General features: G+C 69.8%; 17 protein-coding genes, 1 tRNA gene and 2 pseudogenes. 12 read left to right on the top strand and 8 right to left on the bottom strand.

The window, feature by feature from the left end; translation table 11 throughout:
* Nucleotides 1-203: 203 nt before the first annotated feature.
* Nucleotides 204-1,118, top strand: a complete 915-nt coding sequence (locus tag FPZ47_RS19575) for a tetratricopeptide repeat protein (protein WP_144955258.1) — start codon at nt 204-206, stop codon at nt 1,116-1,118.
* A 65-nt stretch (nt 1,119-1,183) separates the two neighbouring features.
* On the opposite strand, the gene glgB is transcribed toward FPZ47_RS19575, so the two are convergent.
* Nucleotides 1,184-3,379 carry a 1,4-alpha-glucan branching protein GlgB gene (gene glgB, locus FPZ47_RS19570; protein WP_144955261.1) on the bottom strand — a complete coding sequence of 732 codons (2,196 nt, stop codon included), beginning with the start codon at nt 3,377-3,379 and terminating at the stop codon, nt 1,184-1,186.
* Nucleotides 3,380-3,402: 23 nt separating this feature from the next.
* Nucleotides 3,403-5,499, bottom strand: coding sequence for an alpha-1,4-glucan--maltose-1-phosphate maltosyltransferase (locus FPZ47_RS19565; protein WP_210419943.1), 2,097 nt, complete (start codon nt 5,497-5,499; stop codon nt 3,403-3,405).
* Nucleotides 5,500-5,882: 383 nt separating this feature from the next.
* Between FPZ47_RS19565 and glgP the strand changes: the two genes are divergently transcribed.
* Nucleotides 5,883-8,468 (top strand): alpha-glucan family phosphorylase, encoded by a 2,586-nt coding sequence (gene glgP, locus FPZ47_RS19560; RefSeq protein ID WP_144955264.1) that lies wholly within the window; start codon nt 5,883-5,885, stop codon nt 8,466-8,468.
* Nucleotides 8,469-8,481: 13 nt separating this feature from the next.
* Here the strand turns inward: glgP and FPZ47_RS19555 are convergent, their stop codons facing one another.
* The gene (locus tag FPZ47_RS19555; RefSeq protein ID WP_144955267.1) at nt 8,482-10,509 is read right to left on the bottom strand and encodes an ATP-dependent DNA helicase; all 2,028 of its coding nucleotides are present in this window, start codon (nt 10,507-10,509) and stop codon (nt 8,482-8,484) included.
* An 8-nt stretch (nt 10,510-10,517) separates the two neighbouring features.
* Entirely contained in the window at nt 10,518-11,825 is a 1,308-nt protein-coding gene (locus FPZ47_RS19550; RefSeq protein WP_144955270.1) for a nicotinate phosphoribosyltransferase, read from the bottom strand.
* 67 nt (nt 11,826-11,892) lie between these two features.
* On the opposite strand from FPZ47_RS19550, the gene clpS reads away from it, so the two are divergent.
* The 8 genes and pseudogenes from clpS to FPZ47_RS19510 all read left to right on the top strand — a co-directional run bounded on the left by clpS (nt 11,893) and on the right by FPZ47_RS19510 (nt 17,760).
* A complete protein-coding gene (clpS, locus tag FPZ47_RS19545; protein WP_144955273.1) occupies nt 11,893-12,210 on the top strand; it encodes an ATP-dependent Clp protease adapter ClpS in 318 nt (105 codons plus the stop codon).
* Between the two features lie 16 nt (nt 12,211-12,226).
* Complete coding sequence (gene aosR, locus FPZ47_RS19540) at nt 12,227-12,814, top strand: oxidative stress transcriptional regulator AosR (protein ID WP_144955276.1); 588 nt, start codon at nt 12,227-12,229, stop codon at nt 12,812-12,814.
* 11 nt (nt 12,815-12,825) lie between these two features.
* A pseudogene (locus FPZ47_RS19535) lies at nt 12,826-13,810 on the top strand (P1 family peptidase).
* 25 nt (nt 13,811-13,835) lie between these two features.
* A complete protein-coding gene (locus FPZ47_RS19530; protein ID WP_144956223.1) occupies nt 13,836-14,507 on the top strand; it encodes a rhomboid family intramembrane serine protease in 672 nt (223 codons plus the stop codon).
* Nucleotides 14,504-15,349, top strand: coding sequence for a glutamate racemase (murI, locus tag FPZ47_RS19525; protein ID WP_144956220.1), 846 nt, complete (start codon nt 14,504-14,506; stop codon nt 15,347-15,349). Before FPZ47_RS19530 ends, murI begins: the two co-directional genes overlap by 4 nt.
* 53 nt (nt 15,350-15,402) lie before the next feature.
* Nucleotides 15,403-16,185, top strand: coding sequence for a cyclic nucleotide-degrading phosphodiesterase (locus FPZ47_RS19520; RefSeq protein WP_210419942.1), 783 nt, complete (start codon nt 15,403-15,405; stop codon nt 16,183-16,185).
* A 38-nt stretch (nt 16,186-16,223) separates the two neighbouring features.
* Entirely contained in the window at nt 16,224-17,003 is a 780-nt protein-coding gene (gene rph, locus FPZ47_RS19515; protein WP_144956214.1) for a ribonuclease PH, read from the top strand.
* A gap of 145 nt (nt 17,004-17,148) precedes the next feature.
* The gene (locus FPZ47_RS19510) at nt 17,149-17,760 is read left to right on the top strand and encodes a DUF4395 family protein (protein WP_246133583.1); all 612 of its coding nucleotides are present in this window, start codon (nt 17,149-17,151) and stop codon (nt 17,758-17,760) included.
* Nucleotides 17,761-17,773: 13 nt separating this feature from the next.
* Here FPZ47_RS19510 and FPZ47_RS19505 read toward each other — a convergent pair whose 3' ends face one another.
* Nucleotides 17,774-18,874 carry a ferritin-like domain-containing protein gene (locus FPZ47_RS19505; RefSeq protein ID WP_144956212.1) on the bottom strand — a complete coding sequence of 367 codons (1,101 nt, stop codon included), beginning with the start codon at nt 18,872-18,874 and terminating at the stop codon, nt 17,774-17,776.
* Between the two features lie 207 nt (nt 18,875-19,081).
* On the opposite strand from FPZ47_RS19505, the gene FPZ47_RS19500 reads away from it, so the two are divergent.
* Nucleotides 19,082-19,705, top strand: coding sequence for a non-canonical purine NTP pyrophosphatase (locus tag FPZ47_RS19500; RefSeq protein ID WP_246133582.1), 624 nt, complete (start codon nt 19,082-19,084; stop codon nt 19,703-19,705).
* Nucleotides 19,706-19,719: 14 nt separating this feature from the next.
* Here FPZ47_RS19500 and FPZ47_RS19495 read toward each other — a convergent pair whose 3' ends face one another.
* Together FPZ47_RS19495 and FPZ47_RS19490 are read right to left on the bottom strand one after the other, a co-directional pair.
* A complete protein-coding gene (locus tag FPZ47_RS19495) occupies nt 19,720-20,070 on the bottom strand; it encodes a DUF3817 domain-containing protein (protein WP_144956205.1) in 351 nt (116 codons plus the stop codon).
* Entirely contained in the window at nt 20,067-20,447 is a 381-nt protein-coding gene (locus FPZ47_RS19490) for a hypothetical protein (RefSeq protein WP_144956202.1), read from the bottom strand. Before FPZ47_RS19490 ends, FPZ47_RS19495 begins: the two co-directional genes overlap by 4 nt.
* A gap of 108 nt (nt 20,448-20,555) precedes the next feature.
* Here FPZ47_RS19490 and FPZ47_RS19485 point away from each other — a divergent pair.
* A tRNA-Leu gene (locus FPZ47_RS19485) sits at nt 20,556-20,639 on the top strand.
* Nucleotides 20,640-20,675: 36 nt separating this feature from the next.
* Here FPZ47_RS19485 and FPZ47_RS30250 read toward each other — a convergent pair.
* Nucleotides 20,676-21,130: pseudogene (locus FPZ47_RS30250) on the bottom strand (PGRS repeat-containing protein); the annotation flags it as partial.

Genomic DNA, 21,130 nt, shown 5'->3' with positions numbered 1-21,130 from the left:
TGATGTTTATAGGGTAACGGTGTAGGCGGGGTCGGGATGCATGTGCCGGCGTTGCCGGCACGGCATCCGCGCGCGGTTGTGATGTTCGTCATATCGGCCGCTCAGGCGCCTTTCGGCCGGGCCGGCGGGCGGATTTTCGCTGTGCGCGTGTGTCCGCGCCACCGGGTGGATCGGGCACCGATGTGCATGACAGACTTGACGGCGTGACGCGTCCCCGATCCTCCATTGGGCCTGCGCTGGCTGGTGCGGTCGACCTGTCCGGCCTCAAGCAGCGCGCCCAGCAAAAAGCATCGGCAGGTGGCCCCGGCGGCCGGGCGGCGTCGGCGGCGCCCGGGGTGACCGAGGTCACCGAGGCCAATTTCGAAGACGAGGTGCTGATCCGGTCCGGCGAACTGCCGGTCGTGGTGTTGCTGTGGTTGCCGCGCAACGACGCATGTGCCCAGCTGGCCGAAACGCTGTCCGCGCTGGCCGCCGAGGACAACGGCAAATGGTCGCTGGCCACGGTGGACGTCGAGGCGGCGCCCCGGGTGGCCCAGGCGTTCGGTGTGGAGGCGGTTCCGACCGTGGTGGCGTTGGCCGCCGGGCAGCCGTTGTCCAGCTTCGAGGGCGTGCAGCCGGCCGACCAGCTGCGCCGGTGGGTGGACTCGCTGCTCTCGGCTACCGACGGCAAGCTCAGGGGCCCAGGGGCTTCGGGCGAGTCCGCGGAAACCGATCCGGAGCTGCTGCAGGCCCGCCAGCAACTCGAGGCCGGCGACTTCGACGCCGCCAGGGCGTCGTACCAGGCGATCCTGGACGCCAACCCCGGCAGCGTCGAGGCGAAGGCCGCGATAAGGCAGATCGACTTCCTCACCCGCGCGACGGCCCAGGTCCCCGACGCGGTCGCGGTCGCCGACGCGGCGCCGGGCGACATCGACGCCGCCTTCGCGGCCGCCGATGTGCAGATCCTCAACCAGGAGGTCGGCGCCGCATTCGAGCGTCTGATCGCGTTGGTGCGCAAGACATCCGGGGACGAGCGCACCAGGGTGCGCACCCGCCTGGTCGAGTTGTTCGAACTCTTCGATCCAGCCGATTCCGAGGTCGTCGCCGGCCGGCGCAACCTCGCCAACGCCCTGTACTGAGCTGGCGAGCAGACGCAAAATCGCCCTGAAACCTCCGGTTCAGGGCGATTTTGCGTCTGCTGGCGCTACTCGGGCTCCAGCCACAACGCCGACGTCGGCGGCAGCACCAGCAGCGCCGACGCCGGCCGGCCGTGCCACGGGTTTTCGGTGGCCTCGACGCCGCCCATGTTGCCGACGCCGGAGCCGCTGTAGTCCGTGGCGTCGGTGTTGAGCACCTCGCGCCACCGGCCGGCGACCGGCAGGCCGAGCCGGTAGCCGCTGTGCTCGGAGCCCGCGAAGTTGAAGACGCAGGCCATGACCGAACCGTCGCTTCCGTAGCGCAGGAAACTCAGTACGTTGTTGGCGGAGTCATTGGCATCGATCCAGGAATAGCCGTCCGGGATGGTGTCCTGGCTCCACAGCGCCGGATGACTGCGGTAGATCGCGTTGATGTCGCGCACCAGCCGCAGGACGCCGTTGGAGAAGCCCTGCTCGTCGAGCTGCCACCAATCCAGGCCGCGCTCCTCGGACCACTCGTTGCGCTGGCCGAATTCCTGGCCCATGAACAGCAACTGCTTGCCCGGGTGCGCCCACTGGTAGGCAAGCAGACTGCGCAGGCCGGCGGCCTTGACGTGGTTGTTACCCGGCATCCGTCCCCACAACGTGCCTTTGCCGTGCACCACCTCGTCGTGGCTGATCGGCAGCACGTAGTGCTCACTGAACGCGTAGAGCATCGAGAACGTCATCTCGTGGTGGTGGTAGCTGCGATAGACCGGGTCGCGGCTGATGTAGTCCAGCGTGTCGTGCATCCAGCCCATGTTCCACTTCATCGAAAAGCCCAGGCCGCCAAGACTTGTCGGACGCGTCACGCCTGGCCACGACGTCGACTCCTCGGCGATGGTGACGATCCCCGGCGCCGTCTTGTGCACCGTGGCGTTCATCTCCTGCAGGAACTGGACCGCCTCGAGGTTCTCGCGGCCGCCGTAGATGTTGGGTGTCCAGCCGCCGGCCGGGCGTGAGTAATCCAGGTAGAGCATCGAGGCGACGGCGTCCACGCGCAGGCCGTCGACATGGAACTCCTCGATCCAGTAGAGCGCATTGGCCACCAGGAAGTTGCGTACCTCGCGGCGGCCGAAGTCGAACACGTAAGTGCCCCAGTCGAGTTGTTCGCCGCGTCGCGGATCGGAATGTTCGTAGAGCGCGGTGCCGTCGAACCTCCCCAGCGCCCAGGCGTCCTTGGGGAAGTGCGCGGGCACCCAGTCCACGATGACGCCGATGCCGGCTTGGTGCAGGGCGTCGACGAGTCCCCGGAACTCGTCGGGGGTGCCGAACCGCGACGTGGGCGCGTAATACGACGTGACCTGGTATCCCCACGAGCCGGCGAACGGGTGCTCGGCGACCGGCAGCAGTTCGACGTGGGTGAACCCGTGCTCCACCACGTATTCCGTCAGCTCCGCGGCGAGCTGGCGATAGCTGAGCCCCGGGCGCCAGGAGCCCAGGTGCACCTCGTAGGTGCTCATCGGCTCGAACACCGGGTTGAGCTGGGCGCGCCGCGTCATCCAGTCCGCGTCACTCCAGCGGTATCGGCTGACCGTCACCCGCGACGCGGTGTGCGGGGGCACCTCGGTGGCGAAGGCCATCGGGTCGGCACGTTCGGTCACCACGCCGTCGGCGCCGTGGACGCGGAACTTGTAGAGACCCTCGACGGAGAACCCGGGCCAGAACAGCTCCCACACCCCCGAGGAGCCCAGCTCCCGCATGGGGGCCTCGGTGCCCGTCCAGCCGTTGAACTCCCCGATCAGGCTGACCCCTTTGGCGTTGGGCGCCCACACGGCGAACGAGACGCCGTCCACGGCACCGTCGGCCGTGGTGAAGGAGCGGGGATGGGCGCCCAGGACTTCCCAGAGTCGCTCGTGGCGGCCTTCGCCGAACAGGTGCAGATCCATCTCGCCCAGGGTGGGCAGGAACCGGTAGGCGTCCGCGACGGTGTACGGATCGGTGCCCTGGTAGCTGATCTGTAGCCGGTAGTCGATCAGGCCCGTGAAAGGCAATGCCACGGAGAACAGGCCCGATTCGATGTGGCGCAAGGGGAACCGATCGTCACCGACGAGTGCGACGACCTCGGTGGCATGCGGTCTGAACACCCGGATGACGGTGTGGTCGGCGTACTCGTGGGCGCCCAGAATGCTGTGCGGGTTGTAGTGCGTGCCGGCCACCAGGCGCGACAGGTCGTGTGGGTCGGGCGCCAGGTGCATTTCGTCGAGTTGGTCGGCTCTGCTCATATCCCTTTCACCTCCGGGTGCGTTCATCTCCTGCGTAGCAGCGTGTTTCGGGATTCGTTCGGCAAGAGGGGCATGTTGATAATGTGCGCGACTGCTTGCGCAGGGTCGAGTCGGACGTAATTCGCTTGTCCCCATTGGAATTCGTGGCCTGTTATCTCGTCGCGTACCCAGAATCGCTCATAGGGCTCCATACCCAATGCCGCCATGTCTAACCACAGGGTGGCTTCCTCGGGCCCGAACGCGTTGAGGCTCACCACCACCAACACGCAGTCGCCGGTGGCCGGGTCGAACTTGCTGTAGGCCAGCATCGCGTCGTTGTCCACGTGGTGAAAATGAATGGTGCGCAGCTGCTGCAGTGCCGGATGCAGCCGGCGGATCGCGTTGATTTGCGTGATGAACGGCTCCAGTGACCGGCCCTCGGCGAGTGCGCCCGCGTAGTCGCGGGGACGCAGTTCGTACTTCTCCGAGTCCAGGTACTCCTCGCTGCCCTCCCGCACCGCGCGGTGCTCGAAGAGTTCGTAACCGGAGTACATACCCCAGGCCGGGCCCATCGTCGCGGCAAGCACGGCGCGGATGGCGAACATGCCCGGGCCGTTGTGCTGCAGTATCGCGTGCAGGATGTCGGGGGTGTTGACGAACAGGTTCGGCCGGCGGAAGTCGGCGAGTGCCGCGATGTCGTTGCCGAATTCGGTGAGCTCCCACTTGGCCGTCCGCCAGGTGAAGTAGCTGTAGGACTGGGTGAACCCGAGCTTGGCCAGCCCGTACTGGCGGGCCGGCGGCGTGAAGGCCTCGGCGAGGAAAAGCACGTCGGGGTCGTGGTCTTTGATCTGGGCTATCAGCCAGGCCCAGAAGTTCGGTGGCTTGGTGTGCGGGTTGTCGACCCGAAAGATCTTGACGCCGTGGTCGATCCAGTGCCGACACACGCGCAGAACCTCGTCGTACAGGCCGGCGGGGTCGTTGTCGAAGTTGAGCGGATATATGTCCTGGTATTTCTTCGGCGGGTTCTCGGCGTAGGCGATGGTGCCATCCGGCAGCTCCGTGAACCACTCCCGGTGTTCGCGGGCCCAGGGATGATCCGGTGCGCACTGCAGGGCCAGGTCCAGCGCCACCTCCATACCCAGAGCCCTTGTCGCGGAAACGAAGTCGTCGAAGTCGTCGATGGTGCCCAGACTGGGGTGGATCGCGTCGTGGCCGCCCTCGTCGCTGCCGATCGCCCACGGGGAGCCGACGTCCCCGGGTGCGGCAGTGGGGGAATTGTTGCGGCCCTTGCGATGTACCTTGCCGATCGGATGGATCGGCGGAAGGTAGACGACGTCGAACCCCATGTCGGCGATGCGGGGAAGCTGCGCGGCCGTCGTGGCGAAGGTGCCGTGCACCGGGGTGCCGTCAGCGTCCCATCCACCGGTCGAGCGCGGAAACAGTTCGTACCACGAGCCGAAGCGGGCCAGCGGCCGGTCCACCCAGACCCCGAACTGTTCGCCACGGGTCACCAGGTCGCGCAACGGATGCTCCGCGAGGAGTTCGTCGATCTCGGGCGCCAGGGCCGGCGCGGTGCGGGTGACCGGATCGCCGGCGGCCCGCAACGCCCCGGCCGCGGCCAGCAGCGGATCGCGGCGCGCGCGAGGCACACCGGCCGCGGCGCGCTCGAACAGCCGTGCGCCGACCACAAGGTCGTTGGACAGCTCGGCTTCGCCCTGGCCGGCGTCCAATTTGGCGACCAGCCCGTGCTTCCACGAGGCGATCGGGTCACCCCACCCGTCCACGCGGAACATCCACAGGCCGACGCGGTCGGGGGTGAACTGGCCATGGAACACGTAGGGTTCTTCGCCCATCCTCATGGGGAGCAGCTGCGGCTTGACCCGCTGCGGGTCGGGCGCGCCCGCCTCGTGCGCCCCGGCCGGCCTTTCGGGAGCCTCGACCGCCTTGATCTGACGGACCTCGGTCACCTGCGGGTAGCGCTGCCCCACGTAACGCACCACCAGGGTGGCCGCCACCGCGTCGTGGCCTTCGCGCCATACCGCCGCGCTGACCGGGACGACCTCGCCGACCACCGCCTTGGCAGGGTACGCGCCGCAGGAAACGACGGGCTGGACGTCATCGATCTCGATACGACCGGGCACCACCACTCCGTTCAATTCGTCAGGGTTCAATTCGTCAGGGTTCAATTCGTCCGGGTTCAATCCGTGCGGGTTCAATCCGCCCGGCTCCTCCTCCGCCCGCTCCCCGGACCGAGTCGTCGCCCGGGGAAGTCGATCTGCCCGCCTCGTCAGCGGGACGCTGCTCGTGCCGCGGGTGTTCAAGTCGTGCGGCAAGACCGTCAGGTTCCTCGTCGCGGAACGCCTCTCGTGGGAGAACTCTCTCGATGTGGGGGACCACGCCTGGAAACTCCCGTCGCGCCCCATTTCCTCCCGATACCCATCCTAGTGTCCGGCCACACCGGGTGAAGGTGAACGCTGGGTTGGTTGCGCTGCGCCGGTTGGCGTCCTCAGTAAGGTAATGACGTGTGAAAGCCCTCCGCCGCTTTACCGTCCGTGCTCATCTGCCCGAGCGCCTGGTCGCGCTCGAACAGCTCTCCACCAACTTGAGGTGGTCGTGGGACAAGCCGACCCAAGACCTGTTCGCCACCATCGACCCGACGTTGTGGGCCCAGTGCGGCTCCGATCCGGTTGCGCTGCTGGGCGCGGTGAACCCGGCGCGGCTGGACGAGCTGGCCGTCGACGAGGGGTTCCTGACCCGGCTCGACGGCCTGGCTGCCGACCTGCGCGACTACCTGAGCCGTCCCCTGTGGTACCAGCAGCAGGACACCGGGGTGGAGATGGCGACGTCGATCGCGTACTTCTCCATGGAGTTCGGCGTCGCCGAGGTGTTGCCCAACTACTCGGGTGGTCTGGGAATCCTGGCCGGCGACCACCTGAAGTCCGCCTCCGATCTGGGGGTGCCGCTGGTGGCCGTGGGGCTCTACTACCGCTCCGGATACTTCCGGCAATCTCTGACCGCCGACGGCTGGCAGATGGAGACCTACCCGTCGCTGGATCCGCAGGGGCTTCCCCTGCGGCTCCTGACCGACACCACCAGCGGGGATCCGGTGCTGGTGGAGCTGAACATGCCGGACTCGGCGCAGCTGCGGGCCCGGGTCTGGGTCGCGCAGGTGGGGCGCGTGCCGCTGCTCCTGCTGGATTCCGACGTGCCCGAGAACGAGCACGACCTGCGCGGCGTCACCGACCGGCTCTACGGTGGCGACCAGGAGCATCGCATCAAACAGGAAATCCTGGCCGGCGTCGGCGGGGTGCGGGCGATCCGCGCGTTCACGGCCAACGAGGGCCTGCCCGCGCCCGAGGTGTTCCACATGAACGAGGGACACGCCGGGTTCCTCGGAGCGGAGCGCATCCGCGAGCTGGTCACGGACTCGGGACTGGACTTCGACACCGCGCTGACCGTCGTTCGCTCCAGCACGGTGTTCACCACCCACACCCCGGTGCCCGCCGGTATCGACCGGTTCCCGCTGGAGATGGTGCGGCGCTACTTCGACGACCAACTCGGGGCCACGTTGCTCCCGGGCCTGCCGACCGCCCGGATCCTCGAGCTCGGCGCCGAGGCCGACCCGGCGAAGTTCAACATGGCCTACATGGGCCTGCGGCTGGCCCAGCGCGCCAACGGCGTCTCCCTGCTGCATGGTCGGGTGAGCCGGGCGATGTTCAGCGAGCTGTGGCCCGGGTTCGACCGGAGCGAGGTGCCGATCGGGTCGATCACCAACGGCGTGCACGCGCCCACCTGGGCCGCACCGCAGTGGCTGGAGCTGGGCCGCGAGCTCGCCGGGTCGGACTCGTTGAGCGAACCCGCGGTCTGGCAGCGGCTGCAGCAGGTCGACCCCGGTCACCTGTGGTGGATCCGCTCGCAGTTGCGCTCGCTGCTGGTCGAGGACGTCCGGGCGCGGCTGCGCCGATCGTGGCTGGAGCGCGGCGCGGCGGACGCCGAATTGGCCTGGATCGGGACGGCCTTCGACCCGGACGTGCTGACCATCGGGTTCGCGCGGCGGGTGCCGACCTACAAGCGGCTGACCCTGATGCTGCGCGATCCCGACCGGCTGGAACGACTGCTGCTCGACGAGCAACGGCCGATCCAGCTCATCGTGGCCGGGAAGTCCCATCCCGCCGACGACGGCGGCAAGGCGCTGATCCAGCAGGTGGTGCGCTTCGCCGACCGCCCGCGGGTCCGCCACCGCATCGCCTTCCTGCCCGACTACGACATGTCGATGGCCCGGCTGTTGTATTGGGGATGCGACGTCTGGCTGAACAACCCGCTGCGTCCGCTGGAGGCGTGCGGCACCTCCGGGATGAAGAGCGCGCTGAACGGCGGGCTGAACCTGTCCATCCGTGACGGCTGGTGGGACGAGTGGTACGACGGCGAAAACGGCTGGGAGATCCCGTCGGCCACCGGTCTGGCAGACGAGGTGCGTCGCGACGACCTGGAGGCCAACGCGCTTTACACGCTGCTGGAAGAAGCGGTGGCACCGAAGTTCTACGAGCGCGACGAACACGGGGTGCCGCCCCGGTGGGTGGAGATGGTGCGCCACACGCTGCAGACGCTGGGGCCGAAGGTGCTGGCTTCCCGGATGGTGCGGGACTATGTCGAGGGGTACTACACGCCCGCGGCGCAGTCGCTGCGCAAAACCAGCGGCGGTGAGGACGGTCGGTTCGGCGCCGCGCGGGAACTGGCCGCTTACCGCCGGCGCGTCGCAGAGGCGTGGCCCAAGATCGGCGTTACCGACGTCGACAGCACCGGCCTGCCGGACACGCCGCTGCTCGGGTCGAAGCTGACCCTGACCGCCACCGTGCGGCTGGGCGGACTGCGGCCCGACGAGGTGGCCGTGCAGGCGGTGCTGGGCCGGGTGGACTCCAGCGACGTACTGCAGGACCCGGTCACCGTCGACATGCCGCACACCGGCGGCGCCGAAGGCGGGAAAGAGGTGTTCTCCACGACGACGCCGTTGCCGCTGGCCGGTGCGGTCGGCTACACCGTGCGCGTGCTGCCCCGCCACCCGATGCTTGCCGGCAGCGCCGAGCTCGGCCTGGTGACCCTCGCCGGGTAACAGCCCCGAAGGGTCAGGCCGACACCCCGTCGGGCGCGGTGCGCAGTCGTTCCAGCGCCCCCCGCACCAAGGCGGCGTCGGTCGTCTGCCAGAACGGCGGCAGCGAGGCCCGCAGGTAGGCGCCGTAGCCGGCGGTGACCATCCGTGAGTCGAGCAGCGCAACGACGCCGCGGTCGGTCACGCGGCGCAGCAGCCGCCCGGAGCCCTGCGCCAGCAGCAGCGCCGCGTGGCTGGCGGCCACGGCCATGAAACCGTTGCCGCCGCGGGCGGCCACGGCTCGCTGCCGCGCACCCAGCAAGGGATCGTCCGGGCGGGGAAAGGGGATGCGGTCGATCAGCACCAGCGACAGCGAGGGGCCCGGCACGTCGACGCCCTGCCACAGCGACAGCGTGCCGAACAGCGAGGTCTCCGGGTCGGCGCTGAACCGCTCGACCAGCGCCGAGGTGCTGTCGTCGCCCTGACACAACACCGGCGTCGACAACCGTTCCCGCATGGCCCCGGCGGCGGCCCGCGCGGCCCGCATCGACGAGAACAGGCCCAGGGTGCGCCCGCCTGCGGCGGTGATGAGCCCGGCGATCTCGGTGAGCTGCTCGGCCGACCCGGCGCCGTCGCGGCCGGGCGGCGGCAGGTGGGCGGCGACGTAGAGGATGCCCGCCTTCGCGTGGTCGAACGGCGACCCGACGTCGACACCACGCCACCTCAACCCGCCGCCGGTGTCCGGTGCGGTCAGGCCCCACGCCGCGGCCATCGCGTCGAAGGACCCGCCGACCGTCAGCGTCGCCGACGTCAACACGGTGGTCGCCCGGGAGAAAACCCGGTCGCGCAGCAGGCCGGAGACCGACAGCGGCGCCACCCGCAGCACGGGCCGCGGCGACCCCCGGTTGTCCTCGTGCTCGAGCCAGACCACATCGGTGCGGTCGGGGATGGCGGGCGCGAACGACGTGAGGATGCGCGACGCGGTGTCGGATATCTCGCTGAGCGCGGCGACCGCCTCGGCGCGGGCCGACGCCGTCCCGGCCTCGGCCCGCCCCGGGCCGGTGGTGTCGATCGCCGACCGTGCCGCGCTCGCCGCATCGCGCAGCGCCGTCAGGTAGGTCGCCAGCTCGTCGTCGAGCCGATCGATGCGGCCGGGCGGGGCGTCGTGGATCGCGGCGGCGAGGTTGGCCGTGGCCGCCTCCAACCGCTGGGTCAGTTCGGGACCGACGAGCCGGGCGATCCGGCGCGTGGCCACCCCGAGGGTGGCCGACGTCAGCTCCGCGGTGGCCACCGACGTCACCCGGTCGACCAACTCGTGCGCCTCGTCGACCACCAGCAGCGCATGCTCGGGCAGCACCGTCGATTCGGCGACGGCGTCGATGGCCAGCAGCGCGTGGTTGGTGACCACGATGTCGACGGCGCCGGCGCGGCTACGCGCCCGCTCGGAAAAGCACTCGGTGCCGAACGGGCAGCGCGCCACGCCGACGCATTCGCGTGCGGAGACGCTGACCTGCGACCACGACCGGTCGGGAACGCCGGGCCGCAGGTCGTCGCGGTCGCCGGACCCGGTCGTCGACGCCCACGCGGTGAGCCGTTGCACGTCGCGGCCCAGCGCGCTCACCGCCACCGGATCGAAGAGTTCCTCCTGGGGCCGGCCTTCGGCGTCGTCGCCGTCCGCCGCGCCGTTGTGGATCTTGTTCAGGCACAAATAGTTGCGCCGGCCCTTCAGCAGCGCGAACCGCGGCGTTCGGGGCAGCGCATCGGCCAGCGACTCGGCCAGCCGCGGCAGGTCGCGGTCGACGAGCTGACGCTGCAGGGCGATCGTGGCCGTCGACACGACGACGGGCGAGTCGTCGCTCACGGCGCGGAGGATCGCGGGGATCAGGTACGCGAGCGACTTGCCGGTGCCGGTGCCGGCCTGGACGGCGAGGTGTTCGCCGCTGTCGAAGGCCCGCGCCACCGCGGTGGCCATCTCGAGTTGGCCGCCGCGTGCACTGCCGCCGAGCGCGGCCACCGCGACGGCCAACAACTCGGGCACGGTCGGCGATGCGTGGGACGTGGTCACTGCGGGGCTCAGGCCGGGATCTGGCTGGTGGGGATCGCCGGATCGCCGGGCGCCAATGCCAGCCCCTCCCACGGCAGGCTGCGCAGGCCCGCGGCGGCCAGCCGGCGGGCCTGCACCAGGGCGCGGGCACCGGTCTCGGCGACGACAACGCCGCCGCGGACCAGGGGAGTGCTCAGGGTCCGGAACGGTTCGTCCACGGCGGGCGGGCGTCCGGCCGGATACACCACCTCCTCGGTGACGACGCCGGTCGGGCGCGAGATGCGCAGCGCCTCTTTGTGGCCCCCGTGTGACTCCTTGTGGGTGCTGCGCTTCTGCACCGGCATGCCGTCCACTTCGACGAGCTTGTACACCATGTGCGCGGTCGGGGCGCCCGCGCCGGTGACCAGTGAGGTGCCGACGCCGTAGCTGTCGACGGGTTCGGCGCGCAACGCGGCGATGGAGAACTCGTCGAGGTCACCCGAGACCACGATGCGGGTCCCGCCCGCGCCCAACTGGTCGAGCTGCCGGCGCGCCTGGCGGGCGAGCACGCCCAGCTCGCCGGAGTCGATCCGGACCGCGCTCAGCGTCGTGCCGGCGGCGGCCACGGCGTTGGCCACGCCGGCCGTCACGTCGTAGGTGTCCACCAGCAGCGTGGTGTCGACGCCCAGCGCCTGCACCTGGGCGCGGAACGCGGCGGGCTCGTCGGGTCCGTCGCGCGTCGTGTGCAGCATGGTGAACGCGTGCGCGGCGGTGCCCTCGGCGGGGATCGCGTATCGCCGGTGGGCCGCCAGGTTGGAGGTGGCGGAGAACCCGGCGATGTAGGCCGCACGCGCCGCAGCGATCGCGGCGTGCTCGTGGGTCCGCCGCGTTCCCATCTCGATCAGCGAACGCCCGCCGGCGGCGCTGACCATGCGCGCGGCCGCCGACGCGACCGCGGTGTCGTGGTTGAAGATCGACAGCGCCAGCGTTTCGAGCACCACGCATTCGGCGAAGCTGCCGGTCACCGAGAGCACCGGCGACCCGGGGAAGTACAGCTCCCCTTCGGCGTAGCCGTCGATGTTGCCGCCGAACCGGAAGCCGCGCAGGTAGCCGACCGTGTCGGGGTCCAGGAACCCGGCGAGCAGCCGGCACTCGTCGTCGTCGAACCTGAAGTGCGGCAACGTTTCCAGCAGGCGCCCGGTTCCGGCGACCATGCCGTAGCGGCGTCCCGGGGGGAGCTTGCGGGCGAACAGCTCGAAGGTCGTGCGGCGCGCGGCGGTGCCGTCGCGCAGCGCCGCCGCCAGCATGGTCAACTCGTACTTGTCGGTCAACAGCCCAGCGGGGACCGGGTCGATCATTCCGTTACGGTATCGGCCCCCGCGCCGGGTTCGGTATTCAGATACGTGGCTCGCTATCCTGGGAGCCATGGTTGTTGCGTCAGCGCCCACGGAGCCGAAGTCGCGGCCGGGCACTACCGGACAACGCGAGGCCGCCCCTTTCGAGGTCACGACCAGTCCGTGGGTCACGATCGTGTGGGACGACCCCGTCAACCTGATGACCTATGTGACGTATGTGCTGCAGAAGTTGTTCGGATACAGCGAGCCACATGCCACCAAGCTGATGTTGCAGGTACACAACGAAGGCAAGGCGGTCGTGTCGGCGGGCAGTCGCGAGTCCATGGAAGCCGACGTATCCAGACTGCATGCTGCCGGGTTGTGGGCGACCCTGCAGCAGGACCGGTGAGGGCACCCGATTCCCTGTGCGCAAATGGAAGCGCGTCGAGACCCCCGGGGGTCCCCGCTTTCGGTCCTCGCTGGCCACCCACGAGGCCGAGCTGCTCCGCAACCTCGTCGGCGCGATGATCGGCCTGCTCGACGAGCGTGAATCCTCCTCGCCGGCAGACGAACTCGAAGAAATCACCGGCATGAAGACCGGAAACTCCGAACCGCCGCGCGATCCGACGCTGCGCCGTCTGCTGCCCGACTTCTACAGGGCAGACGCCGGCGGCGAGCCCTCCGCCGAGGTTCCGGAAGACCTGAACGCCGCGCTGCGCAGTTTGCACGAACCGGAGATCATCGAGGCCAAACGCGTTGCGGCACAAAAACTTTTGCAGACGATCCCGGACCGGGGCGGCAAGTTCGAGCTGACGGAGGACCAGGCGAACGCCTGGGTGTCGGCGGTCAACGACATCCGGCTGACGCTGGGGGTCATGCTCGAGATCGGCCCGGAGGGCCCGGACCGCCTGCCGCCCGACCACCCGCTGGCCGCCCATTTCGATGTCTACCAGTGGCTGACGGTCCTGCAGGAATACCTGGTCCTGGTGCTGATGGGGCCCCGGTCATCTTGACGGCCTCGCCGCTGGGCTCGATCGCCGACGTCGGAGGCATCCGCGTCGGCCACCATCACCGACTGGATCCCGACGCGTCGCCGGGCGCCGGATGGGCCAGCGGTGTCACCGTCGTGCTGGCCCCGCCCGGGACCGTCGGCGCGGTCGACTGCCGCGGTGGCGCCCCCGGCACGCGGGAAACCGATCTGCTGGATCCCGCCAACACCGTGCGCTTCGTCGACGCGGTGCTGCTCGCCGGTGGCAGCGCCTACGGTTTGGCGGCCGCCGACGGCGTCATGCGCTGGCTCGAGGAACGCGGACGCGGCGTCGCGATGGAGGGCGGGGTGGTGCCCATCGTGCCCGGTGCGGTGATCTTCGATCTTTCCGTCGGCGGCTGGGACCGCCGGCCGACCGCCGACTTCGGCTACGCGGCGTGTGAGGCCGCCCGGGGTGCTCAAGGGCGGCGTCGGGACCGCCTCGACCACGTTGCGGTGCGGCGTGACCGTCGGCGCGATCGTCGTGGTGAACTCCGCCGGCGACGTCGCCGACCGGGCCACCGGCCTGCCCTGGATGGCGGACCTGATCCGGGAGTTCGCGCTGCGGCCGCCGCCGCCCGAACAGGTCGACGCGTTCGCGCGGCTGCCGCCCAGGCTGAGCCCGCTGGCCAACCCCCTCAACACGACGATCGGCGTCGTGGCGACCGATGCCACGCTCAGCCCGGCGGCCTGCCGGCGCCTCGCCACCGCCGCCCAGGACGGCCTGGCCCGCGCGGTGCGTCCGGCGCATACCCCACTGGACGGCGACACGGTGTTCGCGCTCGCCACCGGCGCGGTCGAGGTGCCGCCCGCGGTCGATACGCCCGCCGCCTTCTCTCCGGAGGCGGGGTTGGTCAGCGAGGTGGGCGCCGCGGCCGCCGATTGCGTGGCGCGCGCGGTGCTGGCCGGCGTGCTCGGCGCCGAATCGGTGGCCGGAATACCGGCCTACCGCGACATGTTGCCCGGAGCGTTCGGCCGATGAGGGCGCGACCGGCGAAGGGACGTCGATGACCGGGCGGCAGGGGCGTTCGGGCACGCCGGCGGCCCAGGAGACGTCGCGGCCTGCGTGGGTGGTCGGCGCGGTCACGATCCTCACCTTCGTGGCGCTGCTCTACCTCGTCGAACTGATCGACCAGCTGACGCGGCACTCGCTGGACGCCAACGGCATCAGGCCGCTGCAGGCCGACGGCTTGTGGGGCATCGTCTTCGCGCCGGTCCTGCACGCCGGCTGGGAACACCTGATGGCCAACACCGTGCCGCTGCTGGTGCTGGGATTTCTCGTGACGCTGGCCGGGCTGTCGCGCTTCGTCTGGGCCACCGTGATCGTGTGGATCGTGGGTGGTTTCGGCACCTGGCTCATCGGCGACGTCGGCAGCGGCTGCGGCCCCACCGACCACATCGGAGCCTCCGGACTGATCTTCGGCTGGCTGGCCTTCCTGCTCGTGTTCGGGATATTCGTGCGCCGGGTGCGCAACATCGTCATCGGGCTGGTGGTCCTGGTCGGCTACGGCGGCATCCTGCTCGGCGCCATGCCGGTGCTGGGCACGTGCGGTGGCGTGTCGTGGCAGGGCCACCTGTGCGGGGCGATCGCCGGTGTCGTGGCCGCCTATGTGCTGTCCGGCCCGGAGCGCAAGGCCCGCGCCGTCAAGACCGCGTCCACCCGGCGGAGCAGCACATGAGCCCGCCCCCGGCCCCCATCGGGATCTTCGATTCCGGTGTCGGCGGGCTAACGGTGGCCCGGGCCATCATCGACCAGCTGCCCGACGAGGACATCGTCTACGTCGGCGACACCGCGCACGGGCCCTACGGCCCGCTCCCCATTCCCGAGATCCGCGCGCACGCACTCGCCATCGGCGACGACCTGGTCGACCGCGGCGTCAAGGCGCTGGTGATCGCGTGCAACACGGCGTCGGCGGCGTGCCTGCGGGATGCGCGCGAACGCTACGCCGTGCCCGTCGTCGAGGTGATCCTGCCGGCGGTGCGCCGGGCGGTCGCCACCACCCGCAACGGCCGCATCGGGGTGATCGGGACGCAGGCGACCATCGCGTCGCACGCCTACCAGGACGCGTTCGCCGCCGCCCGCGACACCGAGATCACCGCGGTGGCCTGCCCGCGCTTCGTGGACTTCGTGGAGCGCGGCGTCACCAGCGGACGTCAGGTGCTCGGGCTGGCCGAGGGCTATCTGGAGCCGCTGCAGCGCGCCGGGGTCGACACACTGGTGCTGGGTTGCACGCATTACCCGCTGCTGTCCGGGTTGATTCAGCTGGCGATGGGCGACACAGTGACGCTCGTTTCGAGTGCGGAGGAAACTGCCAAGGAAGTACTGCGGGTGCTGACCGGACGCGACCTGCTGCGTCCACACCCCGATCGTCCCGACGCCGCGCCGGCGAGCCGGGTGTTCGAAGCCACCGGCGATCCCGAGGCGTTCACCAAACTCGCGGCCCGGTTCCTGGGTCCGTCGGTGACCGGCGTGCAGCCCGTTCGCCACCCTCCCGACCGCCAGCGCCGGGGGAGATCCTGATCACATAAATGCGGCCATGTTTTCGTCATGCCGGTATCGGGCATGGCACAGTAGTGTCCGTGCGAATCACCGTGCTCGGCTGCTCAGGCAGCGTGGTGGGCCCGGATTCGCCTGCGTCGGGTTATCTGCTCCGCGCACCGGACACCCCGCCGCTGGTGCTCGACTTCGGCGGCGGCGTGCTGGGAACGCTGCAGCGTTACGCCGACCCGAGCTCCGTGCACGTCCTGCTGTCTCATCTGCACGCCGACCACTGCCTGGATATGCCGGGTCTGTTCGTCTGGCGCCGGTATCACCCGACCCGCCCCGACGGCAAGGCGATGCTGTACGGCCCCAGCGACACGTGGTCGCGGTTGGGGGCGGCGTCCTCACCCTACGGCGGTGAGATCGACGACTGCTCAGACATTTTCGATGTCCACCACTGGGTCGACGGCGAACCCGTGACGTTCGGCGCGCTGACGGTGGTGCCGCGGGTGGTGGCTCACCCGACCGAGTCGTACGGGTTGCGGGTCACCGACCCCACCGGCGCGTCGTTCGTCTACAGCGGCGACACCGGCTTCTGCGACCAGCTCGTCGAACTCGCTCGCGATGCGGACGTGTTCCTCTGCGAGGCCTCGTGGACGCATTCGCCGGACCGTCCGCCCGCGTTGCACCTGTCGGGCACCGAGGCCGGCAGGGCCGCGGCGCAGGCCGGGGTACGCGAGCTGTTGCTGACGCACATCCCGCCGTGGACTTCGCGCGAGGACGTGATCAGCGAGGCCAAGGCCGAGTTCGACGGCCCGGTGCACGCCGTGGTGTGCGGCGAGACGTTCGACATCCGCCGCTCCGAACGGGTCTGAGCGACCCGACCGGCTGCACGCTTGGTTAGGGTTGTCGGGTGTCCAAACGAGAAGACGGTCGCCTCGACGACGAGCTTCGCCCCGTGGTCATCACCCGGGGGTTCACCGACCATCCGGCGGGTTCGGTCCTGATCGAATTCGGCCACACCAAGGTCATGTGCACCGCCAGCGTCACCGACGGCGTCCCCCGGTGGCGGAAGGGGTCCGGCCTGGGATGGCTCACCGCGGAATACGCGATGCTGCCGTCGGCGACGCACACCCGCTCCGATCGTGAGTCGGTGAAGGGCCGGCTGTCCGGGCGCACCCAGGAGATCAGCCGGCTGATCGGCCGGTCGCTGCGGGCCTGCATCGACCTGGCCGCGTTGGGGGAGAACACCGTCGCCGTCGACTGCGACGTCCTGCAGGCCGACGGCGGCACCCGCACCGCGGCCATCACGGGCGCCTACGTCGCGCTGGCCGATGCGGTGACCTACCTGTCGGCGGCCGGCAAGCTGTCGGACCCCAGGCCGTTGTCGTGTGCCATCGCGGCCTGCAGCGTCGGCGTGGTCGACGGCCGCATCCGCGTCGACCTGCCCTACGAGGAGGATTCGCGCGCAGAGGTCGACATGAACGTCGTCGCCACCGACACCGGCACGCTGGTCGAGGTTCAGGGCACCGGTGAGGGCGCGACGTTCCCGCGTTCGACGCTGGACAAGCTGCTCGACGCGGCATTGGGTGCCTGCGACACGTTGTTCGCCGCCCAGCGCGAGGCCCTGGCGCTGCCCTACCCGGGCGCGCTCCCCGAGGGTCCGCCGCCACCGAAGTCGTTCGGCAGCTGACCGCGCCGGCGACGATGCAGAGCGAAGCGATGAGGGGGAGCGGCGCTTCGGGCAGGTCGCCGGTGTTTCCTACGGAGTGTTCGCGGTGAGCGTGGCTGTGGCCTGTCCATGGCCAATGCTTCACCGCTTCTTTAGGATCAAACTCATGGTCAATCGGCAAGTCCCACTCGAGCATGCTTTTCTCAACCAGCCGTGGTGGGCGATGGGACAAATGACGCAGGAACATGGGGAACCGCGCGTCAACGAAGTCGCGACCCGCGCGCGGGCGGGTCTGCTGAACATCATCTCCGCCGTCACGATCGCATTACTGCTGTTGCGTCCGGAAACCGATCCGGTGATCGTTGTCGGTCCGCTCGTGCTTTTCGACATGTTGGCTGCGGCGGCGACCGGACTGACTCCGTTCAGCCCCACCGGCATCCTGGGCACGGCGCTGACGATGGGAATGCGGCCGGTGTGGAAGCCGACGCGGCCGAAACGGTTCGCCTGGCTGCTCGGTGCCGCCCTGGCGGCGACGTGTCTTGCCATGCGGCTGTTGGGCGCGTCGCCCGTGGCGATGGCGGCCGTCGTCGCGGTCTGCTTTGTCCTGACCTGGTCGGAGGCCACGCTGGGTTTCTGCGTGGGCTGTTACATGCACAAATTGATCTGGGGATGTGAAGACTGCGAAGTCCCCTACGACAGGAAAATGGCGGCACAACCGGTGCTGAGCCAGGACATTCCCCCATTGAACCCGCCGCTGAACCAGAAAACTCGCGCGTAGGTCCTCGAGCGGCTCAGCTCGCGCCCGCCGCGATCACCCGCTCCACCTCGAGGGCCCGCTCGGCCATCTCGGCGTGTGCCTTGTCCAGCGCGTCGGCCTGATCCTCGTCGGCCTTCATCAGCGCCTCGATGTCGAAGCCGGCCATGTCGAGGACGCCCATGTCTTTGAAGGCCTGCTGCACCTTGCCGCCCCACAACCCGATGTCCTTGACGATCGGCACGATGCGGCTGAACAGGTGCGAGCGGAACTGGATCATCAGCGGCGACGTGTCGACCCACTCGGCACACGCTTTGACGTCGAGGCCGAGGGTCTCGAAGACCTCCTCGCCGCGGAAGCGGTCGCGCATCAGGTAGCAGGCGTCCACGACGAACTCTTCGCGTTCGTCGCGCTCGGCTTCCGTCAGCGCGGAGTAGTAGTCCTTCAACGAGATTCGGCCGAAGGCGACGTGCCTGGCCTCGTCCTGCATGACGTAGGCCAGTAACTGCTTGGCCAGCGAGTCCGGTGGCGCCATGTCACGCAGCACCCCGAAGGCGGCCAGCGCGAGCCCTTCGATGAGGACCTGCATGCCGAGGTAGGGCATGTCCCAGCGCGAGTCGCGCAGGGTGTCGTCCAGCAGCGCCGTCAGATGCTTGTTGATCGGGTAGACCATGTCGACCTTGTCCTGCAGGAACCGTGAGAACGCTTCGACGTGCCGCGCCTCGTCCATGGTCTGGGTGGCTGCGTAGAACTTCGCGTCCAGGTCCGGGACGACCTCGACGATCTTGGCCGAGCACACCATCGCCCCCTGCTCACCGTGCAGGAACTGCGAGAATTGCCAGGCCTGGAAGTGCTGGCGCATCTCGGCGCGACGTGCGTCGTCCGCGGCGTCCCACATCGGGCTGCCGAACAGCGGATGGAACTCGTCGGGCAACCCGACCGGGTTCTCGGGGTCGACGTCTTGTGCCCAGTCGATGCGCGACTGGGCGTCCCACTGCTTGTCCTTCCCCTTCTGGTACAGGGAGAGCAGGCGCGCGCGTCCCTCGTCGTACTCCCAGGTGAAACGCGCGTCGCCGAGGCTGGGGACCTCCCACGAGTACGGCGTGGGCACATCCGTGTACTTGTCCCTCGTGGTCATGAGCGTCCGCCTCTCTGCCGGTTGTGACCAGTGGTCATATGACCAGTATCACATTGCACCCCGTTCCCCGGTGCCGTCAACGCCTATGAACTCGGTATGTCTCTGTGGGCCGACCGGGCGCGAAGGGCGCGGTGGCCGTTCCGGCTAACTTTGTCGTGTGCACACAGGCTTCCTACGGAGGGTGACCGCCATGGCCCGGATCGAGCGGTGACCCGGCTTCTGGTCGCCAGCCGCAACCGCAAGAAGTTGGCCGAGCTGCGCCGGGTGCTCGACGGCGCGGAGCTGTCGGGCTTGACGCTGCTGTCGCTGGACGACGTCCCGCCGTTCGACGAAGCGCCGGAAACCGGTGCGACGTTCGAGGACAACGCCCTGGCCAAGGCGCGGGATGGGTTCGCCGCCACCGGTCTGGCGTGCGTGGCCGACGACTCCGGTCTGGAGGTGGCCGCCTTGAACGGGATGCCCGGTGTGCTGTCGGCGCGCTGGTCGGGTGACCACGGCGCGGACGCCGCCAACACCGCGCTGTTGCTGGCCCAGTTGCGCGACGTTCCCGACGAACGGCGCGGCGCGGCCTTCATCTCCGCGTGCGCGCTGGTCTGGGCGTCTGGCGAGGTGGTCGTCCGAGGCGAGTGGACGGGCCGGATCGCGCGAGAACCCCGGGGCGACGGCGGGTTCGGCTACGACCCGGTGTTCGTCCCCGACGGCCCCGGTAGCGATGACCGCACCGCGGCGCAGCTCACCCCGGCGGAGAAGGATGCCGTGTCGCATCGGGGCCGCGCGCTGGCGTTGCTGGTGCCGTCGTTACGGGAACTGGCGGCTCGCGGCCGGGCGTGAGCAACGCTCGGCCGCTACAGCCCGAAGCGCGCTTTGATGTCCCGGGTCTGGAAATGCTCGACGATGATGCCCAACATTGGGATGGTCCCGGAGAGCAGCACCCCGATGGTTTTGCCGATCGGCCACCTGACCTTGATCGCAAGGTTGAAGGCGGTCAGCACGTAGATGAAGTAGACCCAGCCGTGCACCACTTCGATCCACCGAATCTGGTGGTGGAAGACCAGATGCGACACGATCTCGTAGCACAGCGCGATCAACCACAGGCCCGTCGTCCACGCCATGATCCGGTAGCCGAGCAGCGCGGAGCGCAGCTTGTCGGCAGGCACCGTGGGCGCCGGCGCCCCGGGGGTCTCGGGTGTGGTCATGCGGTCGTCCTGTTCTGCTGCTGGGTGTCTTTCCTGGCGAGCTCGGCGAGGTAGGCGTTGTACTCCTCGAGCGCGGGGTCGTCGGGCGGCCGCCGGGTCGGATGGGGCCGCTCGGGCAGCAGTCCCGCAGGTATCTCGGTCGCGCCCTGGTTGTCGCGCGGCTCCGGCGGCGTCTCCTCGTACCGTACGAACTTGCGGTAGGCGTAGACGCAGAACCACGCGAACATCGGCCACTGCAACGCATATCCCAGGTTCTGGAACGTACCCGAGACGGATTGGAACCTGGACCACTGCCACCAGCCCAGGGCCAGGCAGCCGCAGGCCGCCACGACCACCAACGCGATCAGCGCGGGCCTGCGGCGACGGGGACTGGGCACCCCTTGACGGTACCGCGGGCACGAGTACGCAGCACCGCACCGTCTCCCGCGGGCACGAGTGCGCAGCACCCCACCGTCTCCCGCGGCAGGCGGTACGATCGGCAGGCTGCGGGCGTGGCGAAATTGGCATACGCACCGGCTTTAGGTGCCGGCGCTCGAGAGAGCGTGAGGGTTCGAGTCCCTCCGCCCGCACCGATGCCGTGGAGGCCCCCGGCAGCTGATGCCGGTCTATTGGCCCGTGCCGCCGGTGCCGCCGGTGGCGGTGCCGGCGCCGGAGACCGCGGCGCTGCCACCGCCGCCACCGCCACCCGAGCCGGGTTGCCCCCCCTGAAAGCCGCCGCCTTGGCCGGGAGTGCCGCCGCCGTTTCCGGTGCCGCTGCTGCCGGCAGTGGGCGGGGAGGTGAGTCCGGCGCCGCCGGCGCCGCCGGCGCCGCCGAGGATCGCGTTGGCAGCGCCCCCGGTGCCTCCGTCGCCGCCGTACAACAGGCCGGTGCCGCCACCTCCACCGCCGCCGCCGGCGGCGGCGGTGGAGGTGCTTGCGTTCCCGGTGACCGCGCCGCCGGTGCCGCCGGCGCCGCCGAAGTTGGGACTACCGAGCCCGCTTCCGCCGCTGCGCACACGGTGGCGGCGGCCCCCACGACCGGGGTGGTGGCCGCGGCCGAGGACGAGGTGTCGGCGGCGGT

Source organism: Mycobacterium helveticum (assembly GCF_007714205.1).
GTDB classification, from domain to species: domain Bacteria; phylum Actinomycetota; class Actinomycetes; order Mycobacteriales; family Mycobacteriaceae; genus Mycobacterium; species Mycobacterium helveticum.
This window is presented reverse-complemented; position numbering and strand designations above follow the sequence as displayed.